Source organism: Luteococcus sp. H91, assembly GCF_038433135.1.
GTDB lineage: Bacteria > Actinomycetota > Actinomycetes > Propionibacteriales > Propionibacteriaceae > Luteococcus.
On sequence record NZ_JBCDMV010000009.1, the window covers coordinates 41094 to 61268 of the forward strand.

Consider the following 20175-nt stretch of genomic DNA (forward strand, 5'->3'; position numbering starts at 1 on the left):
CTCCATCAGCCTGGGAAGTCCCGATCGAGGGCTGAGCGCTCAGTCATCGAAGGGCTCCGGCGCGGGGACGGCCTCCATCTCGTCGCCCAGGTTGCCGCGGGTGGCGTGCCGACCGTTGAGCAGCAGGTTCAGCACGACGGCACTCAGGGCCGCCGCCGAGATGCCCGAACCAAGGATCATGCTGGCCCAGGTGGGCAGGGCGGCGTAGAAGCCGGGGATGGCGATGGGGAACATCACCAACGCCAGCGAGGCGGCCACCACGAAGATGTTGTTGCCCCGCTCGAAATCGGCCTGCTGCAGGGTCTGGATCCCGGCCGCGGCCACGGACCCGAACAGCACGATGCCGGCGCCACCCAACACCGCCGACGGCACGCAGGCCACCACCCGCCCGAGCAACGGGAACATGCCCAGCACCAGCAGCAGGACGGCGCCCGCGGCAACGGTGTAGCGCGACTTCACCTTGGTCACGGCCACCAGCCCCACATTCTGGGCGAAGGCGGTGGGCGGGAAGGAGTTGAAGACCGGCGCGACCACGGTGGCCAGCATGTCCGCCCGCAGACCGCTGGCGATCCGCTTCTGGTCCACGTCGGTGCCGACCACCTTGGCGACCGCGAACAGGTCGGCCATGATCTCCATCAGTGTGACGATGATCACGATGGTCATTGAGACGATCGCGCCCACCTCGAAGCGCGGTGTGCCGAAGGCGAAGGGTCGCGGCAGGGCGAAGACGGCCCCGCGGGTCACCTGGGAGAAGTCCGCCTGCCCGAACAGGGCGGCCACGATGGTTCCCGCGACGATCCCCACCAGGATCCCGATCCGGGCCAGCGACCGCACCCGGGTGCAGGCCAGCACCACCAGCAGCGTGAGGCCGGCCAGCAGCAGGTTGGTCACCGACGCCGTCGGCGCCTGGTTGGTGATCCAGCCGGCCGCCACCGGCAGCAGTGAAACGCCCATCGCGGTGATGATGGTGCCGGTGACCACGGGCGGGAAGAACCGCTGGATCCGGCTGAACAGCGGTGCGAGCAGGAAGCCGATCACGCCCGCGACGATCACGGAGCCGTAGATCACCGGCATCCCACCGCCGGAGGCCAGGATGGCCAGCATGGTGGAGACCGCGGCAAAGGTGGTGCCGTTGACCAGCGGCAGCTGGGAGCCCAGACCGGGCAGCCCCAGCGACTGCAGGAGGGTCGCCAGGCCGCTGACGAAGAGCGCGGAAGCCACCAGCATGCCGGTCTGGTCCGCAGGCAGCTTCGCGGCGGTGGCGATGATCAGCGGGATCGCGATCACCGCCCCATACATGCTGAGCACGTGCTGGAAGCCGTACAGGAAGGCGGTGGCGACGGGCAGCCGCTCGTCCTCGGGTCGGATGAAGGACGGCGTGGTCTGGCTGGGACTGCTCACGGGCAAGGATTCCTTTTGGCGAGGTGCGGGAGAACTCGGGCGGGCGGAAACCCACCAAGCTACATCTCACCACCCGCCCACGCCGGACGAGAGCCCGGGGTCGGACATCACATCCATTCACCACACAGGCAATGCCAGACAAGCTGCAGGCCGGGTACCCAGCGCAGTGGTCGCGCCGGGCACCCGGCCCGCACCTGCCTGGCCGACGTCCTCGCTCAGGCGAGCTTCTCCAAGATCAATTCGCGCACCCGGCCGGCGTCGGCCTGGCCCTTCATGGCCTTCATCACCTGACCGATCAGCGCGCCGGCGGCCTGCACCTTGCCGTCGCGGATCTTCTGGGCGACGTCGGGATTGGCGGCGATCACGTCGTCGACGGCGGCGGACAGTGCACCATCGTCGCTGACCACGGCCAGGCCGCGCTTCTCGACGATCTGGGCGGGCTCCCCCTCACCAGCGATGACCCCGTCGATGACCTGGCGGGCCAGCTTGTCGTTGATCGTCTTCGCGTCGACGAGCTGCTGCAGCTCCACCACCTGCGCGGGACTCATGCCCACCTCGTCCAGTGCGACGCCCGCCTCGTTGGCGCGGCGGGCCAGCTCGCCCAACCACCACTTGCGTGCAGCCTGCGGCTGGGCACCGGCATCCACCGTGGCCTCGATCAGGTCAAGCGCGCCGACGGCCTCGATGTCGCCCATCTCGCGATCGGACAGACCCCACTGCTCGACGATCCGCTTGCGGCGCTGGGCCGGCGGCTCGGGCAGCGTGGCGCGCAACTCCTCAACCCACTCGCGGCTGGGGGCAATCGGCACCAGATCGGGCTCGGGGAAGTAGCGGTAGTCCTCCGCCTGCTCCTTGGAGCGGCCGGGGGTGGTGTACTCCCCCGCCTCCTGCCACATCCGGGTCTCCTGCTTGACCTTGCCACCCTTGGCCAGGATCGCGCCCTGACGTCGCATCTCGTAGCGGAGCGCGCCCTCGACGGACTTCAGCGAGTTCACGTTCTTGGTCTCGGTGCGGGTGCCGAGCACGGTGGAACCCTTGGGCATCAGCGAGACATTCGCGTCGCAGCGCATGTTGCCCTGCTCCATCCTGGCCTCGGAAACGCCCAGTGCCTTCATCATGTCGCGCAGGTAGGACATGTAGGCCCGACCAACCTCGGGGGCGTACCTCCCAGTGCCCATGATCGGACGGGTGACGATCTCCATCAGTGGCACGCCGGCCCGGTTGTAGTCCATCAGGGAGTAGTCGGCGCCCTGGATCCGGCCGATCCCACCCACGTGCAGGCTCTTGCCGGCGTCCTCCTCCATGTGGACGCGCTCGACGTCCACCCGGAAGGTCTGGCCGTCCACCTCGACGTCGACGTGGCCGTCATGGCAGATCGGCTCGTCGGACTGGCTGATCTGGTAGTCCTTGGTCATGTCCGGGTAGAAGTAGTTCTTCCGGGCAAAGCGGGACAGCTCGGCGATCTCGCAGTTGATGCTCAGACCAATCCGAATGGCCGACTCGACCGCCTTGCCGTTGACGACGGGCAGCGATCCCGGCAGGCCCAAGCAGACCGGGCAGACGTGGGTGTTGGGGTCTCCGCCGGGTTCGGCGGAGCAACCGCACCACATCTTGGACTGGGTGTTCAGCTCGACGTGCACCTCCAGACCCAGCACGGGGTCGAAGCGCTCCAGCACCTCGTCGTAGTCCATCAGTTCATCGTCGGACCAGCTCATGCCTCAACCGCCTTCTTGGTCAGGGTGTTCTCCAGCGCCGGGGCCTGGGCCAGCAGCTCGCCGCCCCACTGCTCCTGCAGCGCCTTCTCCAGCACGGCTCCGACTCGGTACAGCCGGTCGTCGGCCATCGCCGGGGCCATCACCTGGAAGCCGACCGGCAGGCCATCCTCGGGAGCCAGCCCGCACGGAAAGGAGGCCGAGGCATTGCCGGCCATGTTGGACGGGATGGTGCACAGATCCGCCTTGTACATGGCCATCGGGTCGTCGGTGCGCTCCCCCAGCTTGAAGGCCGTGGTGGGCGTCGACGGGCTGACCAGCACATCGCACTGCTCGAAGGCGGCGTCGAAGTCACGCTGGATCAGGGTGCGGACCTTCTGCGCCGATCCGTAGTAGGCGTCATAGTAGCCACTGGACAGGGCGTAGGTGCCGATGATGATCCGACGCTTCACCTCGTCGCCGAAGCCCGCGCCGCGGGTGGCATTCATCACCTGTTCGGTGGAGCGAGTGCCGTCGTCGCCGACCCGCAGGCCGTACCGCATCGCGTCGTAGCGGGCCAGGTTGGAGCTGACCTCGCTGGGCATGATCAGGTAGTACGCGGGCAGCGCGTAGTCGAAGTTCGGGCAACTGACCTCCACCACCTCGGCGCCGGCCTGCTTGAGCAGCTCCACCGCCTCGGTGAAGCGCTGCTCGACGCCGGGCGCATAGCCCTCGCCGCCGAATTCCTTCACCACACCGATCTTCATCCCCTGCACGTCGGCTTTCCGCACGGCCTCGACGACGGGCGGCACCGGCGCGTCGATGCTGGTGGAATCCATCGGGTCATGCCCGGCGATCACCTCGTGCAGCAGCGCGGTGTCCAGCACCGTGCGGGCGCACGGGCCGGGCTGGTCCAGGCTGGAGGCCATCGCGATGATGCCGTAGCGGCTGGCGCCCCCGTAGGTGGGCTTCACGCCGCAGGTGCCGGTGACCGACGCGGGCTGCCGGATGGAGCCGCCGGTGTCGGTGCCGATCGCCAGCGGCGCCTCGAAGGCGGCCAGCACGGCTGACGAGCCACCGCCCGAACCGCCGGGAATCCGGTCCAGGTCCCATGGGTTGTGGGTGGCGCCGAAGTAGGAGGTCTCGGTGGACGATCCCATCGCGAACTCGTCCAGGTTGGTCTTGCCCAGGATCACCAGGCCGGCGTCGAGCAGCTTGGTGACGATGGTGGAGCTGTACGGCGGGATCCACCCCTCGAGGATCCTGGACGACGCGGTGGTGGGCAGCCCCTCGTAGCAGAGCAGGTCCTTGACCGCGATCGGGACGCCGGCCAGCGGGCCGAGCTTCTCCCCCGCCGCGATCCGGGAGTCGACGTCGGCGGCCAGCTGCAGCGCGCGCTGGTCGTCGACGGCGTTGAAGGCGTTGACCTGGCCGTCGACGGCGGCGATCTGGCCCAGGAAGGCCCGGGTCACCTGCACGGAGGTGACGGTCTGTGCTGCAATCCACTCGCCGAGCTGGGCCGCGGTGGCCGCCAGGATCTCCGGGATGCCGATCTGGGTGCTCATCAGGCCTCCTCGTCCAGGATGCGGGGCACCCGGAAACGGCCGTCCTCGGCCGCGGGGGCGCCGCTGAGCACCTGCTCCGGGCTCATCGACGGCTTCACCACGTCGTCGCGGAAGACATTGGTCAACGGCAGTGCGTGCGAGGTCGGGGGGATGTCGGCGCCGGCCACCTGCGCGACGCTCGCCACCGAGTCGAGGATCACGTCCAGCTGGGGCGCGAGCCGCTCGCGCTCCTCACTGGTCAGCTCGATCCGGGCCAACGCCGCAAGGCGGGCCACGTCATCTGGCGTCAGGGCCACGATGTCACTCCTGGAATGGTTGATCTGTCCGTGCCGCATGGCACCCGGTCATCCTAGTGCCCGACACCGACAAGACCAGCCGACGGTCGTCCGTGGGCCGGAGTCACCAATCCACCGGCCATCGCGGTGCACCTCCGACTGTCGCTCCGCACGCGCTGCAGCAGGTGCCCAGTGACACGCCGGGGTGCACCGACGAGCTGTGGGCCGCTGACCCAGGGGGCACCGCGACGGGCCAGTCCGTGGGAAATGCGGGGACCGGCCCCGGGAGTTTGCAAGACTGCGTCGGTGCATTTGGTTCGCGTCAGGATTCCAGACCGCCCCGGCTCGCTCGGGGTGGTTGCCAGCGCCATGGGCACCTCCGGCGCCGACATCTCCGCGATGGAGATCGTGGAACGGGGCGACGGCTGGGTGATCGACGACTTCATGCTGTCGGTGGGACGCCGAGGCCTGGTGGAGACCCTGGTCAGCACCTGCAATGCGATCGCCGACGTGAAGGTGCTGTGGGTCTCCCGCTACCCGGACAACTGGGGGTTGGAGGGCGACATCGAGGTCTTGAACCACATGACCGAGCACCCCGAACGCGCCGCCGAGACGCTGGCCGCGCACGCCCCTCGGGTCTTCCACTGCCAGTGGGCGGCCCTGGTGGACCGGCACGACGGGCACCTGATCCACGGCAGCGACCACTCCCCCGACTTCGTCGCCGGTGACCATCACGCGCTGGGCGGGCTCGACGAGCTGGGCACCCGGGAACTCTCCTCGGGCTGGCTGGCGGGCTGGGGAGACAGCACCGTGGCCGTCTGCCCGGTGGACGACGACCGGGCGTTGGTGCTGGGGCGCCACGGCGGGCCGACCTTCCTGCCGTCGGAGATGCGACGGCTGCAGCACCTGGCAGCGCTCAGCTGAGCCCGTTCAGCTTCTTGTAGAAGTACCAGCCCAGACCGCACAGTGCGGCCACCACGGCGATGAAGGCCAGGCTCACCCAGATCCGCAACCGCCTCTTGGCCTGCGTGGTGGGAACGCGCTCGGGGCCCCACTCGCCCACCTTGGGCTGCACCCGCGCGGGGGCAGTGCCATTCAGGTTCAGGTCGGAGAAGCCACGCATGCGCCCCACCCTACCCGGCACGCGTGGGTGGGAGCCGGCCGCGACGGGCTCGGCCGCCCGGGCAACGACCCCCGGTCTTGCCGAGGGCCCTCAGCGGGCGATCTGTTCGGCCAGCAGCGGGGCAGCCTCCAGCAGGGCATCGAGCTGGGTGATCGCCGGGCGAAGGCTCCAGCCCGCCAGCCCACAGGCCGGGGAGATGTCCACACCGGACAGCAGCAGGGCCGGGTCCAGCCCCAGCGGGCGCAGCAGGTCCAGACCCCGTCGCACGATCCGGTCGGGGGTGCTGAGCGCATCGGGCACGTCGGTGGGGGCCAGCCCCAGCACCAGGCGTCGCCCGGCCTCCAGCCACTCGCCGACGGCATCCAGCTCCCGGGCACTCAGCGTGCCGACGTCCAGCGCCAGCTCGTCGATGCCGCTTCGACCCATCAGTTCCAGATCCAGACCGGGGGCGCAACAGTGCAGGCGCACCGGCCCGGTCAGCTCCCCCAGCGGTCGCGCGATGCGGCCCAGCAATTCGGAGGCCAACGGTCGGTCCACCCCACGCAGGGTGGCCAACCCGGAGGCGGTGGGGATCTTGGCGCCCATCACCGACGGCAGCAGCGGCTCGTCCAGCTGGATCCGCCAGTCCACCTCGGGCAGTCGACGGCCCAGCTCCCCGATCAGCGCAGTCACCCCGCTGGCCAGGCTCTCTGCCAGTTCCCGACGTGCCCCGTGATCGGCCAGCACCCGCTCGGCCCGCGGGCGTTCCAGGCTGGCGGCCAGCGTCCACGGGCCAGCCACGGTCAGCGTGACCTGGCCGCTGAAGCCCTGTGCGGCCTCCTCCAGGTCGTCCAGGTCCCGACGCAACAGGGCCCGTGCCCGGGCATGGTCGACGCCGGAATGGTCGGCCAGTCGCCAGCCCTGCGGCTGCAGGTCGAAGGCCAGGCCGTCGGTCATCGCCAGGCTGCGCCCGATCAGGTCGGCGCCCACCCCTCGCCCCGGCAGTTCGGGCAGCCAGGCCAGCTCGAAGGCGCCCAGCACATGCCGCACAGCCCCCGGCAGGTCCTGCCCGGGCAGCGAACCGATCCCGGTCGCGCGGATGGTCCCGGGCATCCGGAGGTTCTCGCTCATGCTGGGGCCCCGGCCCGACGGGTGGCGGCGATGGTGGACGAGCCCACCACCCGGTCCCCGTCGTAGACCACCACGGCCTGGCCGGGGGCGATTCCGGTGGCGGGGGCGTCCAGTCCCACCGTCATGGCGTCGGGGGTGGAACAGATGGTGGCGGGCATCGCCTCGCCGTGCGCGCGCACCTGGGCCAGCCCGCGCCACACCCCCTCGGGGCGGGACTGGGTCCAGCTGGGGCGAATCCCTTCGATCCGTTCGATGGCCAGCGACTCCTTGGGCCCGACGGTCACCCGGTTCCGCACGGGTTCCACGTCCAGCACGAAGCGCGGCTTGCCGTCGGCGGCGGGTACCCCCAGGTGCAGCCCTCGGCGCTGGCCGACGGTGAACTGGTGGAAGCCGGTGTGGTGGCCCACCACCTCCCCGGTCTCGTCGACGATCTGGCCGTCCCGCTCTCCCAGGGCCCGCCCGAGGTAGCCGGCGGTGTCGCCGTCGGGAATGAAGCAGATGTCGTGGCTGTCGGGCTTCTTGGCAACCCCCAGCCCCAGCGCCGCCGCCTCGGCACGCACCGTGCTCTTGGGCACGTCGCACAGCGGGAACAGTGAGTGCGCGAGTTGCTGCTGGTTGAGCACCCCGAGCACATAGGACTGGTCCTTGGCGGCGTCCGCCGCCCGGTACAGGGCGAACTCGCCGTCGCTCTCCGCCAGCCGGGCGTAGTGGCCGGTGACCACCTTGTCGAAGCCCAGCGCCATCCCCCGCTCCAGCACAGCGGCGAACTTGATCTTCTCATTGCAGCGCAGGCAGGGATTGGGGGTGCGTCCCGCGGCATATTCGGCGACGAAGTCGTCCACCACGTCGGCCCTGAAGCGGTCGGAGAGATCCCAGACGTAGAAGGGGATCCCGAGTTTGTCGGCCACCCGACGGGCGTCGTGGCTGTCCTCCAGGGAGCAGCAGCCGCGGGCGCCGCTGCGAAAGCTCTGCGGATTCTTGCTCAGCGCCAGGTGCACGCCGGTCACGTCGTGCCCGGCGGCGACCATCCGGGCCGCGGCGACGGCGGAATCCACCCCGCCGGACATGGCCACGAGCACCCTCACTGCGCATCCCCCGCGACGGTGCGGGCGGCGCGCGCCAGGGAGACGACGTCGGGCAGCACCTGGATCAGGGCCGCGACGTCGTCGGTGGTGGTGCTGGGGCCGAAGCTGAACCGCACCGAGGCCTCGGCCTGCTCGGGGGTGCGGCCCATGGCGAGCAGCACCTCGCTGGGCCGGTGCACCCCGGCGCGGCAGGCGGATCCGGTGGAGCAGTCGATCCCGGCCTGGTCGAGCAGCATCAGCAGGTCGTCGGCCCGCAGGCCGTCGAAGGTGAAGTTCGCGATGGTGGGGCTGGCCTGGGCGGAGCCGTTCAGGAAGGAACCGGTGATGGTGGCCCGGACCCGTTCGGTGAGCCGGTCACGCAGGGTGCGCAGCCGCGCCGTCTCGGTCTCGAGGTTCTTCACCGCATGGGCCGCCGCGGCGGCGAAGGCGGCCGCCAGCATGGCGGGTTGGGTGCCGGAGCGGACGTCGCGTTCCTGACCGCCGCCCAGCCCCCAGGCGGGCAGTTCCAGCTCTCGCTTGGCGATCAGGGCGCCGATCCCCACGGGGCCGCCGATCTTGTGGGCGGACAGGCTCATCAGGTCCGCCCCGCTGGCGGCGAAGTCCAGCGGAATGTGGCCCAACGCCTGCACCGCGTCGGTGTGCAGCCAGGCGCCGACGGCATGGCTCAGCTCCACGGCACGATCCAGCGGCTGGATGGTGCCGGTCTCGTTGTTGACGCTCATCACCGAGACCATGGCGCTCTCCTGGCCCAGCCGCTCGGCCAGTTCCTCGGGGTCCAGCAGGCCGTCCCGGTCACAGGAGAGCACCCCCACGGCGGGCATCCGTACCCGGGCCGCGGAGACGGCGTGGTGCTCGGTGGCGCCGATCAGGACGCCTCGTCGTCCGGGACGACGGGTGCCGGCATTCAGCGCGATGCTGTCCGCCTCCGAGCCACCACTGGTGAATATCACCTCGCTCGGATGGGCCCCGACGGCCTCCGCCAACTGCTCCCGGGCATCCTCCAGAACGGCCCTGGCGGAACGGCCAGAGGTGTGCAGGGCGGCCGGATTTCCCACCAGTCGCCCATGCCGCATCAGGGCCTCCGTGGCCGCGGGCACCAGGGGGCTGGAGGCGGCATGGTCCAGGTAGATTCGACGCTGGCGCTGGCCCTCGGTCTGTTCCATGTCTCCATCCTCACACTGTGCCGGCCACCCTCTGGCGGACGAAGGTGCGACGCTACACGTCGTCACCCCTCCAAGAAACTACCGCGACTGTGGGCAGGCTGAGTGTGACGGGGCGCGCCGCGGCACGTAGGATGCACAATGGTGGCAAGATTGGCCTTCGTGCCCACGAGCGCGCGGCCCGTTGAGGCCCCGCCCAAGCGGGCCACGCAAAGCGCAGGCACTGTGGCCGGAGGGGAGCCCAATGCCTCCTTCGGTCACGCACAGCAGGTCGGACACCTCCGATCTGTAAAGAAGGCAGAAGAGGCAACAATCCATGAACTCTGAGACACCCTCGCCGATCGACTCCTCGATCCTCGGTGCCCAGCTCCTCGATGATGGCTGCCGGTTTGCCCTGTGGGCACCCCGAGCCCACCGTGTTGAATTGTCCCTGGTGGCAGCCGACCGCAGCCAGCACAACATTGACATGGCCCGCAATCCCGACGGCGTGTGGATCGTGCACGTGCCTGGCGTCCTGGCCGGCCAGCGCTACGGTTACCGCGTGCACGGCGACTGGAATCCCGACGCCGGCATGCGCTTCAACCCTGCCAAGCTGCTGCTGGATCCCTATGCCCGGGCGATCACCGCCGGCGTCGACTACTCCGGCCCGATCCTGGACCACACCGCCGACTCCAACTACCTGCCCGACCCGCGTGACTCCTATGAGTCGGTGCCGCTGAGCGTCGTGGTGGCCCCGTCGAACCCGCCGAAGCCGATCAAGCAGCGTCGGCCGCTGAGCGAGTGCGTTGTCTACGAGACCCACCTCAAGGGTTTCACCAACCTGCACCCCAGCGTCCCGGAGCACCTGCGCGGCACCTACTCCGGCCTGGCCTATGACGCGGTGATCGACTACCTGGTGGAGACCGGGATCAACACCATCCAGCTGCTGCCGATCCACCACTTCGTCAGCGAACCCTTCATCGTGGGCCGCGGCCTGACCAACTACTGGGGCTACAACACCCTGGGCTTCTTTGCCCCGCACGCCGCCTACTCGTCGGTCAGCACCCTGGGCGAGCAGGTGACCGAGTTCAAGAACATGGTCAGCAAGCTGCACGAGAACGACATCGAGGTGATCCTCGACGTCGTCTACAACCACACCGCGGAGGGTGGCCACGAGGGCCCGACGCTGAGCTTCCGCGGCCTGGACCACCTGGGCTACTACCGGCTCACCAATGACCTGCGCAATGACTACGACGTGACTGGTTGCGGCAACTCGGTGGACACCTCCCACCCCGGCGTGCTGAACATGATCATCGACTCGATGCGCTACTGGGTGACCGAGATGGGCGTCGACGGCTTCCGCTTCGACCTGGCCACCACACTGATCCGTAACGAGCAGCACCACGTGGACCAGAACCACGAGTTCAAGAAGCGGATTGCCGAAGACCCCGCCTTCGACGGCATCAAGATGATCGCCGAGCCGTGGGACATGGGGCCCTATGGCTACCAGGTGGGCAACTGGGGCACCGGTTGGAGCGAGTGGAATGACCAGTACCGCAACTTCATGCGGGATTTCTGGCGCGGCGCCACCCAGGGTGTCGCCACCCTGGCCACCCGGCTGTGCGGCTCCCCCGACATCTTCGACCGCGACGGCCGCGGCCTGCACTCCAGCGTGAACTTCATCACGGCCCACGACGGTTTCACCATGCGTGACCTGGTCACCTACGACATCAAGCACAACGATGCCAATGGCGAGGCCAATCGGGACGGTGCGGACGACAACCGTTCCTGGAACTGCGGTTGGGAGGGTGAGACCGTCGACGAGGGGATCAACGACTTCCGTCACCGTCAGGTGAAGAACATGATGGCCACGCTGATCCTGTCCTCCGGTGTGCCGATGATCACCGCCGGCGACGAGCTGGGCCGCACCCAGGGTGGCAACAACAATGCCTACTGCCAGGATTCCCCGCTCAGCTGGGTGCACTGGGACACGCTGGACTCGTGGGGTGACCTCTCCGAGCTGACCTCGACGCTGCTCAAGGCCCGACGCGACTTCCCGCCGCTGCGCGCCACCGAATTCCGCTCCCACACCGAGGTGCTGGACGCCGAGGGCCATGGCCTGGGCCGTTACGATCTGGCCTGGCTGGACTGCTGGGACGGCGAGATGCGCGACGACCAGTGGCACGACGGCGGCCGCCGCCACCTGGGCATGTACGTCTCCGATGCGGATTCGGCCTTCCTGACGTTGTACAACGGCGCGTCCAATGACGTGCTGGTCCGACTGCCCGGTGGTTCCTGGTCGAATGGCTACCAGGTGGTGGCCACCACGGCACACCGCGACGAGCTGCCCGAATCCCCGATCGCCCCCGCGCAGGAGTTCGAGCTGCCCGGCCGCAGTGTCACGCTGCTGCGTTGCGACGTCGCCTCCCAGGCGCCGAAGCCGATCATCGACGAGTTCGAGGAGCCGCTGCCCGCTGAGGAGCTGCCCCCGGCCGATCAGACCGCGGCCAAGCTGGCCAAGCTGGACGACCAGGAGTACTGAGCGGCTCAGCGATCCGCCCAGACCCAGGAACGAAGGAACGCGGCGGCCTCCCCGAGGGGAGGCCGCCGCGTTCTGTTTCACGGGCAGCCGCAGGTCACAGCACCGGCGGGGTGTGCCAGATCTCGCGGATGTAGTCCTTCATCGAACGGTCGCTGGAGAAGAAGCCGCTGCGGGCGACGTTGAGGATCGCGGACTTGGTCCACGCCTCCTCGTCGGCGTAGAAGGCCTCCACCTTGGCCTGCGCCTCCATGTAGGAGCCGTAGTCGGCCATCGCCATGAAGCGGTCCGAGGTGAGCCAGTTGGAGACGATCGGCTCGAAGACCCGACGGTCACCGTCGGAGAAGGCACCGGACGCGATCAGGTCGATCGCACCCTTGAGCCGCTCGTCGCTCTCGTAGTAGGAGCCCGGGTTGTAGCCCTTGGCCCCCAGCTCGGCCACCTCCGGCTCGGTCATGCCGAACAGGAAGAAGTTGTCGTCACCGACGTGCTGACGGATCTCCACATTCGCGCCGTCGTCGGTGCCGACGGTGAGTGCGCCGTTGAGGGCGAACTTCATGTTGCCGGTGCCCGACGCCTCCATGCCGGCCAGCGAGATCTGCTCCGACAGCTCGGCCGCCGGGATCAGCTTCTCGGCCAGGGTGACGTTGTAGTTGGCCGGGAAGGCCACCCGCAGCTTGCCCTGGGTCCGCTCGTCGGCGTTGACCACCGCAGCCACCTTGTTGATCAGGTGGATGGTGTCCTTGGCCATCTTGTAGCCGGGGGCGGCCTTGGCGCCGAAGACCACGGTGCGGCCCTGCACATCGGCCGGATCCAGCTTGCCGGTGATGATCTCGTTGTAGAGCGTCACGATGTGCAGCAGCTTGAGTGACTGGCGCTTGTACTCGTGCAGGCGCTTGACCATCACGTCGAGCATGTGGTCCTCGGGGATGATGATCCCGTCGCGCTGCTCCAGCAGCTTACCCAGCTTGGCCTTGTTCTGCCGCTTGACGTCGCGGAAGGCGGCGCGGAAGTCGGCGTCCTCGGCGTACGGCTCCAGCTCGCGCAGCCGCTCCAGGTCGTTCACCCAGCCCTTGCCGATCGAGTCGGAGATCAGGGTGGACAGCGAGCGGTTGGCCAGTCGGATGAAGCGACGCGGGGTGACACCGTTGGTGACATTGGTGAACTTGCCCGGCCACATCTCGTTGAAGTCCGGCAGCACCTTGTCGCGCAGCAGCTGGCTGTGCAGGGCGGCGACGCCGTTCACCTTGGAGCCGGCGACGGTGGCCAGGTAGGCCATCCGGACCGAACGCTCCGGGTGCTCGGCGATGATCGACATCCGGCGCACGCGCATCTCGTCGTTGCCGAACTTCTCCCGCACCTGCTCCAGGAAGTGGTCATTGATGTCGTAGATCAGTTCCAGGTGACGCGGCAGCAGCCGGCCCAGCAGCTCCACCGGCCAGACCTCCAGCGCCTCCGGCAACAGGGTGTGGCAGGTGTAGGCGAAACACTTCTGGGTGACCTCCCAGGCCTCCTCGAAGTCGAAACCCTGCTCGTCGATCAGGATGCGCATCAGCTCGGGCACCGCGATCACCGGGTGCGTGTCGTTCAGCTGGAAGATGATCCGCTCGTCCAGCTTGTGCAGGTCGAAGCCGGCCTCCAGCTGGTTGTGGATGAAGTCGTGCAGCGAGCAGGCGACGAAGAAGTACTGCTGCTGCAGGCGCAGCTCCTTGCCCTGGGGGGTGGAGTCCTCCGGGTAGAGCACCTTGGAGATGTTCTCCGCGAAGGTCTGGGCCCGCACCGCGTCGGCGTAGTCGCCGGAGTTGAAGATCTGCAGGTCGAAGGCCTTGGTGGCCTGGGCGCTCCACAGGCGCAGGGTGTTGACCCGGCCGTTGAGGTAGCCGGGCACCATGTAGTTGAAGGGGATGCCCAGGACATTCCAGTCCGGGATCCAGGTGCTGGTCTTCCTGCCGTTGGCGTCGGTGCTGGTCTCGGTACGTCCACCGAAGTTCACCTGGACGCCGTGCTCGGGGTGGGCGAATTCCCACGGGCAACCGAGCGAGAGCCAGCTGTCTGGCTGCTCCACCTGACGGCCGTCGACGAAGGTCTGGCGGAAGATGCCGTACTCGTAGCGGATGCCGTAGCCGATGCAGGGCACGTTCATGGTGGCCAGCGAATCGATGAAGCAGGCGGCCAGGCGGCCGAGGCCACCATTGCCGAGGCCGGGCTCGACCTCCTGGGCGCGAAGCAGGGCGAAGTCGATGCCGCACTGCTTGAGCGCCTCTTCGGCGATGTCGATCAGGCCGCTGGAGAGCAGGTCATTGCCCAGCTGTCGACCGAGCAGGTATTCGGCGCTCAGGTAGCCGACGGCCTTGTGCGGGTTCTCCCGCTGTTGGCGCTCGGTCTCCAGCCAACGTGCCATCAGGTAGTTGCGGACGGTGGAGGCCAGGGCCATGTACTGGTCGTTGACGCTGGAATTGGCCAACGACACGCCCTGGTTGGAATTCAGCTCGTGAAGGAATTCTCGGACGAAACCGTCGACGGTCACCGGCGGGGTGCCGACCGGCGCCTTGGCAACCGGGTGGGTCGGCGGGAACTGGGGGCCGGTGTGGCGGCCGGTACGCGGAGACTCGTCCGAATGCTCGGTGGTCGCGGGCGTGGGTGCTTCTACTGAATTGGACACGAGTCGAGCCTAACGGACGTACCGCCATAAGCCGCGAACGGTGCCCAAAGCATGCCGAGCAGCTTTCGCGAACCCTCGCCAGCCCGGTGCCTGCATGGCTAGGCTGGGGCGCGTGAGCAACCCCATGCACCGGTCAGAGGCAGTCTCCTCCCACGTGTCCGCGCCCGCATCCGCGTCGGCGCCCATGCGCGCCACCGAAGCAGCCGGCTTCGAGGCCGTGCGTCCCGTTCCCGGCTTCGGCCGGATCCCGGTCTGCAATGTCTTCCCCGTCGTGGAGGAGGGCAACTACCCGGCCAAGGCCGTGGTGGGCGAGTGGTTCCCGGTCCGCGCCAATGTCTTCCGTGAGGGGCACGACGCGGTCAATGCCACCATCGTGCTGACCAGCCCCTCCGGCAAGAAGCTGAGCTTCCCGATGACCCAGCAGCAGCCCGTCGGGCTGGACATCTGGGAGGGCTGGGCCGCGGCCGACGAGGAGGGCGACTGGACCTTCCACGTCGAGGGCTGGTCCGACGTCTGGCACACCACCCACCACAATGCCGAGGCCAAGCTGCAGGCCGATGTGGACCGCGAGTTGGTCTGCCTGGAGGTTCGCCACGTCGCCGAGCAGGCCGCCGATCTGGCCGAGCAGGCCGGCGACGCCACCACCGCCACACTGTTGCGCGCCAAGGCCGCTGCCTTCCTGCCCGAGCTGCCCGCGATCGAGCTGTTGGAGATGCTGAACTCCAGCTCGCTGAACCGGGCCCTTGCCGCCCACGGACCGCGCGAGCTGGTCTCCCCCACCCGCGAGTACGGGCTGCGGGTCGACCGCCAGCGGGCCCTGTTCTCCAGCTGGTACGAGTTCTTCCCGCGCAGCCAGGGTGCCTGGTGGGATGAGGAGAACCAGCGCTGGCATTCCGGCACCTTCGCCAGCTCGCACGAGCGGCTGGAAGCCGCCGCGGCGATGGGCTTCGACATCGTCTACCTGCCGCCGATCCACCCGATCGGCACGGCTTTCCGCAAGGGCCGCAACAATTCGCTGACCCCCTCGGAGCACGACCCGGGCTCCCCCTGGGCCATCGGCAGCGTTGAAGGCGGCCACGACGCCGTCCATCCGGACCTGGGCACCATCGACGACTTCGACGAGTTCGTCGCCAAGGCCAAGAGCCTCAACCTGGAGATCGCACTGGACTTCGCGCTGCAGGCCTCCCCCGACCACCCATGGGTGACCGAGCATCCGGAATGGTTCACCACCCGCCTGGACGGCACCATCGCCTACGCCGAGAACCCGCCCAAGAAGTACCAGGACATCTACCCGATCAACTTCGACAATGACCGCGATGGCATCTACCGCGAGTGCCTGCGGTTGCTGCAGTTCTGGATCGGCCACGGCGTGACCGTCTTCCGCGTCGACAACCCGCACACCAAGCCCGTCGACTTCTGGGCCTGGATCATGAGCGAGGTGCACAAGACCAATCCCGAGGTGCTCTTCCTGGCCGAGGCCTTCACCCGTCCGGAGATGATGCACGCCCTGGGCAAGGTCGGCTTCCACCAGAGCTACACCTACTACACGTGGCGCAACACCAAATGGGAGCTGGAGGAGTACCTCACCGAGCTCTCCCGGGAGTCGGCCCACATGTACCGACCGAACTTCTTCGTCAACACGCCCGACATCAATCCCACCTTCCTGCAGTCGGGCAATCCGACGGCCTTCTCCATCCGGGCCATCCTGGCCGCGACGCTGTCGCCCACCTGGGGCGTCTACTCCGGGTTCGAACTGTGCGAGCACGAGGTCTTCCGGCACGGCGGCGAGGAATACCTGAACAGCGAGAAGTACGAGCTGCGCCCGCGGGACTGGCAGAACCACCAGCCCAACCTCTCCATGCTGATCGGGCGGTTGAACGAGATCCGCAAGCAGCACACCGCCCTGCAGCAGCTGCGCAAGATCGACTTCCACCACGCCCCAAATGATTCGGTCATGGTCTACTCCAAGACCGACGGTGAGGACCGGGTCATCGTGGTCTGCTCGCTGAACCCGTGGGATGCGGTGGACAGCGAGATCTACCTGGACATGTCCAAGCTGGGGCTTGACCAGGATGCCGTGCTGGAGGTGCACGACGAGCTGGGTGGCGGCACCTGGACGTGGGGTGCCCGCAGCTATGTCAGCCTGCATCCCGGCAGCCCCGCCCACATCTTCAGCGTCACCGTCAAGTGACCCACGACCCCCAGGAACAGATGAACAACGACACTTCCCCCATCGACGACCCCCGCCACGACCAGGTGGAGTCCGCGCTGGAGGCGCTGCAGGGTTTCGTGCTGCAGGCCCGTTGGTTCTCCGGCAAGGGCCGCGACGGCCAGTTGGGCGGGCTGGAACAGCCCGCCGACTGGATCGTCGCCCCTGGGGGCAATGCCCCGGCGGTACGCCCCGAGTACGTGACCGTCGTCTACCCCGACGACAGCCATGAGTACTACCAGCTCCTGGTCAGCTACCACCCGGAACCCGTCGACGGCTGCCTGATCGGCCCCGCGATGGAGCCCGAGCTGGGTTACGCCCACGACGCCCCGCGCGATCCCGAGGCAATGCGCGCCGTGGTCGCGGCCATCCTGGCAGGCTCCCAGGTGCCGCACGTCTGGATGGAGAGCCTCCCCGACGGCGCCAAGCTGCGCGGTGACCTGGAACCCCGGGTCTTCGGCGGCGAACAGTCCAACACCAATGTGCTGCTCGGCGACGTTGCCCTGATGAAGATCTTCCGCAAGCTGGAGGTCGGCCCCAACCTGGACATCCAGATGCACGACGCCCTGGGCCGTGCCCGGGTCTCGTCGGCAGCCCGGCTCTACGGCTGGGTCTCTGGCATGCTGACACCCTTCAGCGACGAGACCTGGACCGATGGCGCCGAGGCGCCCGAGCCGCAGCGCGTCGACCTGATGATGATCAGCGAACTGCTGCGCGATGCCCAGGACGGCTGGGAACTGGCCTGCGAGCAGGCCGGGCAGGGCGTCGGCTTCGCCGAGAATGCCGCGGCCCTGGGTGTTGCCCTGGCCGAGGTGCACACCGCGCTGGCCGACACCTTCGACACCTCCACCCTGGATGGTGCCGCCATCGCCGCCACCATGCGGGAACGGCTGGCCACCGCCGCGGCCCAGGCCCCGGCCCTGCAGCCGATGACCGAGCAGCTGGCCGCCGTCTTCGACGGTCTGGAGCAGGGCAAGGTGAAGGCCCAACGCGTGCACGGCGACTTCCATCTGGGCCAGACCCTGTTGACCCCGGGCGGCTGGAAGATCATCGACTTCGAGGGCGAGCCGATGAAGTCCTTTGCCGAACGACAGCTGCCGGACAGCCCACTACGGGATGTCGCGGGCATGCTGCGCAGCTTCGGCTACGCCACCAGCGTCTTCGACGAGCCCACCGGCGCGGCGGCAACCCAGTGGCTGCAGGAGGCGCGCACCGCCTTCCTGGACGCCTATGGCCGCCATGCCGGCTCGATCGATCCGGCGGCCCTGGCCGCCTATGAGGCCGACAAGGCCGTCTACGAAGTGGTCTACGAGACCAGGAATCGCCCCAATTGGGTAGAAATTCCGTTGAGCGCGCTCGAGGCACTTGCCCCGGGTGCAGACACGACGTCGACCCCGACGTCTGGCGCAGCCGACGCTGCAGAGCAGGAGAACTGAGATGGGCTACGACCTTGCAGGCGGGCTGACCGGCTGGGACATGGAAGGTTTCCAGAGCGGCGGAGACACCGAGCTGTGGAAGCGCCTGGGCGCCCACGTCGTCACCATCCCCACGGACGACGGCGGTACCGTGACCGGCACCCGGTTCAGCGTCTGGGCCCCGAATGCCCAAGCCGTCCAGCTGATCGGCGACTTCAACTTCTGGGGCGGCGACGAGATGTACCGCCTGCCCGGCACCGGTGTCTGGAGCCGCTTCATCGAGGAGCGCGGCACCGACACGCTCTACAAGTTCCGGATCCAGGGCCCCGACGGCGTCTGGCGGGAGAAGGCCGACCCGATGGCCTTCTTCTGCGAGTCCGCCCCGTCCACCGCCTCCATCGTCTACGACAGCCAGTACATCTGGGCCGACGACGAGTGGATCGCCAAGCGGGAGAAGGCCGAGGCCCACAAGGAGCCGATGAGCGTCTACGAGCTGCACCTGGGCTCCTGGCGCAAGGGCCTGAGCTACCTGGAGCTGGCCGACGAGCTGGTGGAGTACGTCAAGTGGCAGGGCTACACCCACGTCGAGTTCATGCCCGTCTCGGAGCATCCCTATGAGCCGTCCTGGGGTTACCAGGTGACCGGCTACTTTGCCCCGACCAGCCGTTTCGGCCGCCCCGACGACTTCCGGCACCTGGTGGACAAGCTGCACCAGGCCGGCATCGGCGTCCTGCTGGACTGGGTTCCCGGGCACTTCCCCAAGGATGAGTGGGCGCTGGGCCGCTTCGATGGCACCGCGCTCTATGAGCACGCCGATCCGCGCCAGGGCGAGCACATGGACTGGGGCACCTACATCTTCAACTACGGCCGCAATGAGGTGAAGAGCTTCCTGGTCAGCAATGCGCTGTACTGGATCAGCGAATTCCACATCGACGGCCTGCGCGTCGACGCCGTCGCCTCGATGCTCTACCTGGACTACTCCCGCAAGGACGGCGAGTGGGTGCCGAATGTCTTCGGCGGCCGGGAGAACCTGGAGGCGATCGACTTCCTGCGCTACACCAACAAGCACCTCTACGAGCGTCACCCCGGCGTACTGATGATCGCCGAGGAGTCCACCAGCTTCCCCGGCGTCACCCGTCCAGTGCACCACGACGGGCTGGGCTTCGGGTTCAAGTGGAACATGGGATGGATGAACGACTCCCTGCGCTACATCGAGCAGGATCCGGTCAACCGGCAGTACAACCACCACCTGATGACCTTCGCGATGGTCTACGCCTACTCGGAGAACTTCATCCTGCCGATCAGCCACGACGAGGTCGTGCACGGCAAGGGTTCCATGCTCAACAAGGTGCCGCAGGACGACTGGCGCAAGTTCGCCACCATGCGCGCCTTCTACGCCTTCATGTGGGCCTTCCCCGGCAAGCAGCTGATCTTCATGGGTCAGGAGTTCGGCCAGCGATCCGAGTTCAGCGAGGAGAAGGGCCTGGAGTGGTGGGTGGCGGACATGTGGGGCCATGGCGGTCTCAAGCGCCTGTTCAAGGACATGAACGACATCTACCGCGACGAGCCGGCGCTCTATGCCCTGGACAATGATCCCGCGGGCTTCCAGTGGATCGTCTCCGATGATGCCGCCGGCAATGTCTTCGGCTGGATCCGCAACGACGGCCTGGGCCGTCAGGTGGCCTGTCTGTTCAACTTCTCCGCGGAGCCGAAGAACACCTACGGCATCTGGCTGCCCAAGCCGGGCGTGTGGACGGAGATCCTGAACACGGATTCGCCCGCCTACGACGGCGATGGCAACTTCGGCAACTACGGTCAGGTGATCGCCCGCGAGGCCGCCGCACCGTTCGGCAATGGCGCTGGCGCCACCGTGTGCATCCCGCCGCTGGGTGCGCTGTGGCTGCGCTACGACGCCGCCGCCACCGCCGAGCTGCCGGGCGACATGGGCATGGCCTGAGCCG

At 68.1% G+C, this 20175-nt stretch carries 14 protein-coding genes; 5 read left to right on the forward strand and 9 right to left on the reverse strand.

Translation table 11 applies throughout. From position 1 onward, the window contains the following. Positions 1-39: 39 nt before the first annotated feature. The 4 genes from AAEX57_RS06645 to gatC all read right to left on the reverse strand — a co-directional run bounded on the left by AAEX57_RS06645 (position 40) and on the right by gatC (position 4992). Positions 40-1401 (reverse strand): nucleobase:cation symporter-2 family protein, encoded by a 1362-nt coding sequence (locus AAEX57_RS06645; RefSeq protein ID WP_342091293.1) that lies wholly within the window; start codon positions 1399-1401, stop codon positions 40-42. A 215-nt stretch (positions 1402-1616) separates the two neighbouring features. Then, positions 1617-3116 (reverse strand): Asp-tRNA(Asn)/Glu-tRNA(Gln) amidotransferase subunit GatB, encoded by a 1500-nt coding sequence (gene gatB / locus AAEX57_RS06650; protein WP_342091292.1) that lies wholly within the window; start codon positions 3114-3116, stop codon positions 1617-1619. Then, the gene (gatA, locus tag AAEX57_RS06655; RefSeq protein WP_446721093.1) at positions 3113-4657 is read right to left on the reverse strand and encodes an Asp-tRNA(Asn)/Glu-tRNA(Gln) amidotransferase subunit GatA; all 1545 of its coding nucleotides are present in this window, start codon (positions 4655-4657) and stop codon (positions 3113-3115) included. Before gatA ends, gatB begins: the two co-directional genes overlap by 4 nt. Then, entirely contained in the window at positions 4657-4992 is a 336-nt protein-coding gene (gene gatC, locus AAEX57_RS06660) for an Asp-tRNA(Asn)/Glu-tRNA(Gln) amidotransferase subunit GatC (protein ID WP_342091291.1), read from the reverse strand. Before gatC ends, gatA begins: the two co-directional genes overlap by 1 nt. 252 nt (positions 4993-5244) lie before the next feature. On the opposite strand from gatC, the gene AAEX57_RS06665 reads away from it, so the two are divergent. Beyond that, entirely contained in the window at positions 5245-5856 is a 612-nt protein-coding gene (locus AAEX57_RS06665; protein WP_342091335.1) for an amino acid-binding protein, read from the forward strand. Here the strand turns inward: AAEX57_RS06665 and AAEX57_RS06670 are convergent. From AAEX57_RS06670 to AAEX57_RS06685, 4 genes are all read right to left on the reverse strand, one after another. Then, positions 5849-6055 carry a hypothetical protein gene (locus AAEX57_RS06670; protein WP_342091290.1) on the reverse strand — a complete coding sequence of 69 codons (207 nt, stop codon included), beginning with the start codon at positions 6053-6055 and terminating at the stop codon, positions 5849-5851. The genes AAEX57_RS06665 and AAEX57_RS06670 overlap by 8 nt on opposite strands. Positions 6056-6145: 90 nt before the next feature. After that, on the reverse strand, positions 6146-7165 hold the full coding sequence (locus AAEX57_RS06675; RefSeq protein WP_342091289.1) for a methionine synthase: 1020 nt from the start codon (positions 7163-7165) through the stop codon (positions 6146-6148). Next, positions 7162-8232, reverse strand: coding sequence for a tRNA 2-thiouridine(34) synthase MnmA (gene mnmA / locus AAEX57_RS06680; RefSeq protein ID WP_446721097.1), 1071 nt, complete (start codon positions 8230-8232; stop codon positions 7162-7164). Before mnmA ends, AAEX57_RS06675 begins: the two co-directional genes overlap by 4 nt. A gap of 14 nt (positions 8233-8246) precedes the next feature. Continuing rightward, the gene (locus tag AAEX57_RS06685; protein WP_342091287.1) at positions 8247-9413 is read right to left on the reverse strand and encodes a cysteine desulfurase family protein; all 1167 of its coding nucleotides are present in this window, start codon (positions 9411-9413) and stop codon (positions 8247-8249) included. A 313-nt stretch (positions 9414-9726) separates the two neighbouring features. Here AAEX57_RS06685 and glgX point away from each other — a divergent pair, with 313 nt between their 5' ends. Continuing rightward, positions 9727-11931 carry a glycogen debranching protein GlgX gene (gene glgX, locus AAEX57_RS06690; protein WP_342091286.1) on the forward strand — a complete coding sequence of 735 codons (2205 nt, stop codon included), beginning with the start codon at positions 9727-9729 and terminating at the stop codon, positions 11929-11931. A gap of 94 nt (positions 11932-12025) precedes the next feature. On the opposite strand, the gene AAEX57_RS06695 is transcribed toward glgX, so the two are convergent. After that, complete coding sequence (locus AAEX57_RS06695; protein WP_342091284.1) at positions 12026-14590, reverse strand: glycogen/starch/alpha-glucan phosphorylase; 2565 nt, start codon at positions 14588-14590, stop codon at positions 12026-12028. A gap of 124 nt (positions 14591-14714) precedes the next feature. On the opposite strand from AAEX57_RS06695, the gene AAEX57_RS06700 reads away from it, so the two are divergent. The 3 genes from AAEX57_RS06700 to glgB are packed head-to-tail and all read left to right on the forward strand — an operon-like array spanning position 14715 to position 20171. Further along, positions 14715-16781 carry an alpha-1,4-glucan--maltose-1-phosphate maltosyltransferase gene (locus AAEX57_RS06700; protein ID WP_446721092.1) on the forward strand — a complete coding sequence of 689 codons (2067 nt, stop codon included), beginning with the start codon at positions 14715-14717 and terminating at the stop codon, positions 16779-16781. 20 nt (positions 16782-16801) lie between these two features. Continuing rightward, the gene (locus AAEX57_RS06705; RefSeq protein ID WP_342097768.1) at positions 16802-18235 is read left to right on the forward strand and encodes a phosphotransferase; all 1434 of its coding nucleotides are present in this window, start codon (positions 16802-16804) and stop codon (positions 18233-18235) included. A 1-nt stretch (position 18236) separates the two neighbouring features. Then, the gene (gene glgB / locus AAEX57_RS06710; protein WP_342091282.1) at positions 18237-20171 is read left to right on the forward strand and encodes a 1,4-alpha-glucan branching protein GlgB; all 1935 of its coding nucleotides are present in this window, start codon (positions 18237-18239) and stop codon (positions 20169-20171) included. Positions 20172-20175 lie beyond the last annotated feature (4 nt).

Coding starts and splice junctions, on each gene's coding strand:
- glgX (WP_342091286.1), top strand. CDS start 9,727: ATGAACTCTGAGACACCCTCGCCGATCGACTCCTCGATCCTCGGTGCC.
- gatC (WP_342091291.1), bottom strand. CDS start 4,992: ATGCGGCACGGACAGATCAACCATTCCAGGAGTGACATCGTGGCCCTG.
- AAEX57_RS06700 (WP_446721092.1), top strand. CDS start 14,715: ATGCACCGGTCAGAGGCAGTCTCCTCCCACGTGTCCGCGCCCGCATCC.
- gatA (WP_446721093.1), bottom strand. CDS start 4,657: ATGAGCACCCAGATCGGCATCCCGGAGATCCTGGCGGCCACCGCGGCC.
- AAEX57_RS06675 (WP_342091289.1), bottom strand. CDS start 7,165: ATGAGCGAGAACCTCCGGATGCCCGGGACCATCCGCGCGACCGGGATC.
- AAEX57_RS06685 (WP_342091287.1), bottom strand. CDS start 9,413: ATGGAACAGACCGAGGGCCAGCGCCAGCGTCGAATCTACCTGGACCAT.
- mnmA (WP_446721097.1), bottom strand. CDS start 8,232: ATGTCCGGCGGGGTGGATTCCGCCGTCGCCGCGGCCCGGATGGTCGCC.
- gatB (WP_342091292.1), bottom strand. CDS start 3,116: ATGAGCTGGTCCGACGATGAACTGATGGACTACGACGAGGTGCTGGAG.
- glgB (WP_342091282.1), top strand. CDS start 18,237: ATGGGCTACGACCTTGCAGGCGGGCTGACCGGCTGGGACATGGAAGGT.
- AAEX57_RS06705 (WP_342097768.1), top strand. CDS start 16,802: ATGAACAACGACACTTCCCCCATCGACGACCCCCGCCACGACCAGGTG.
- AAEX57_RS06670 (WP_342091290.1), bottom strand. CDS start 6,055: ATGCGTGGCTTCTCCGACCTGAACCTGAATGGCACTGCCCCCGCGCGG.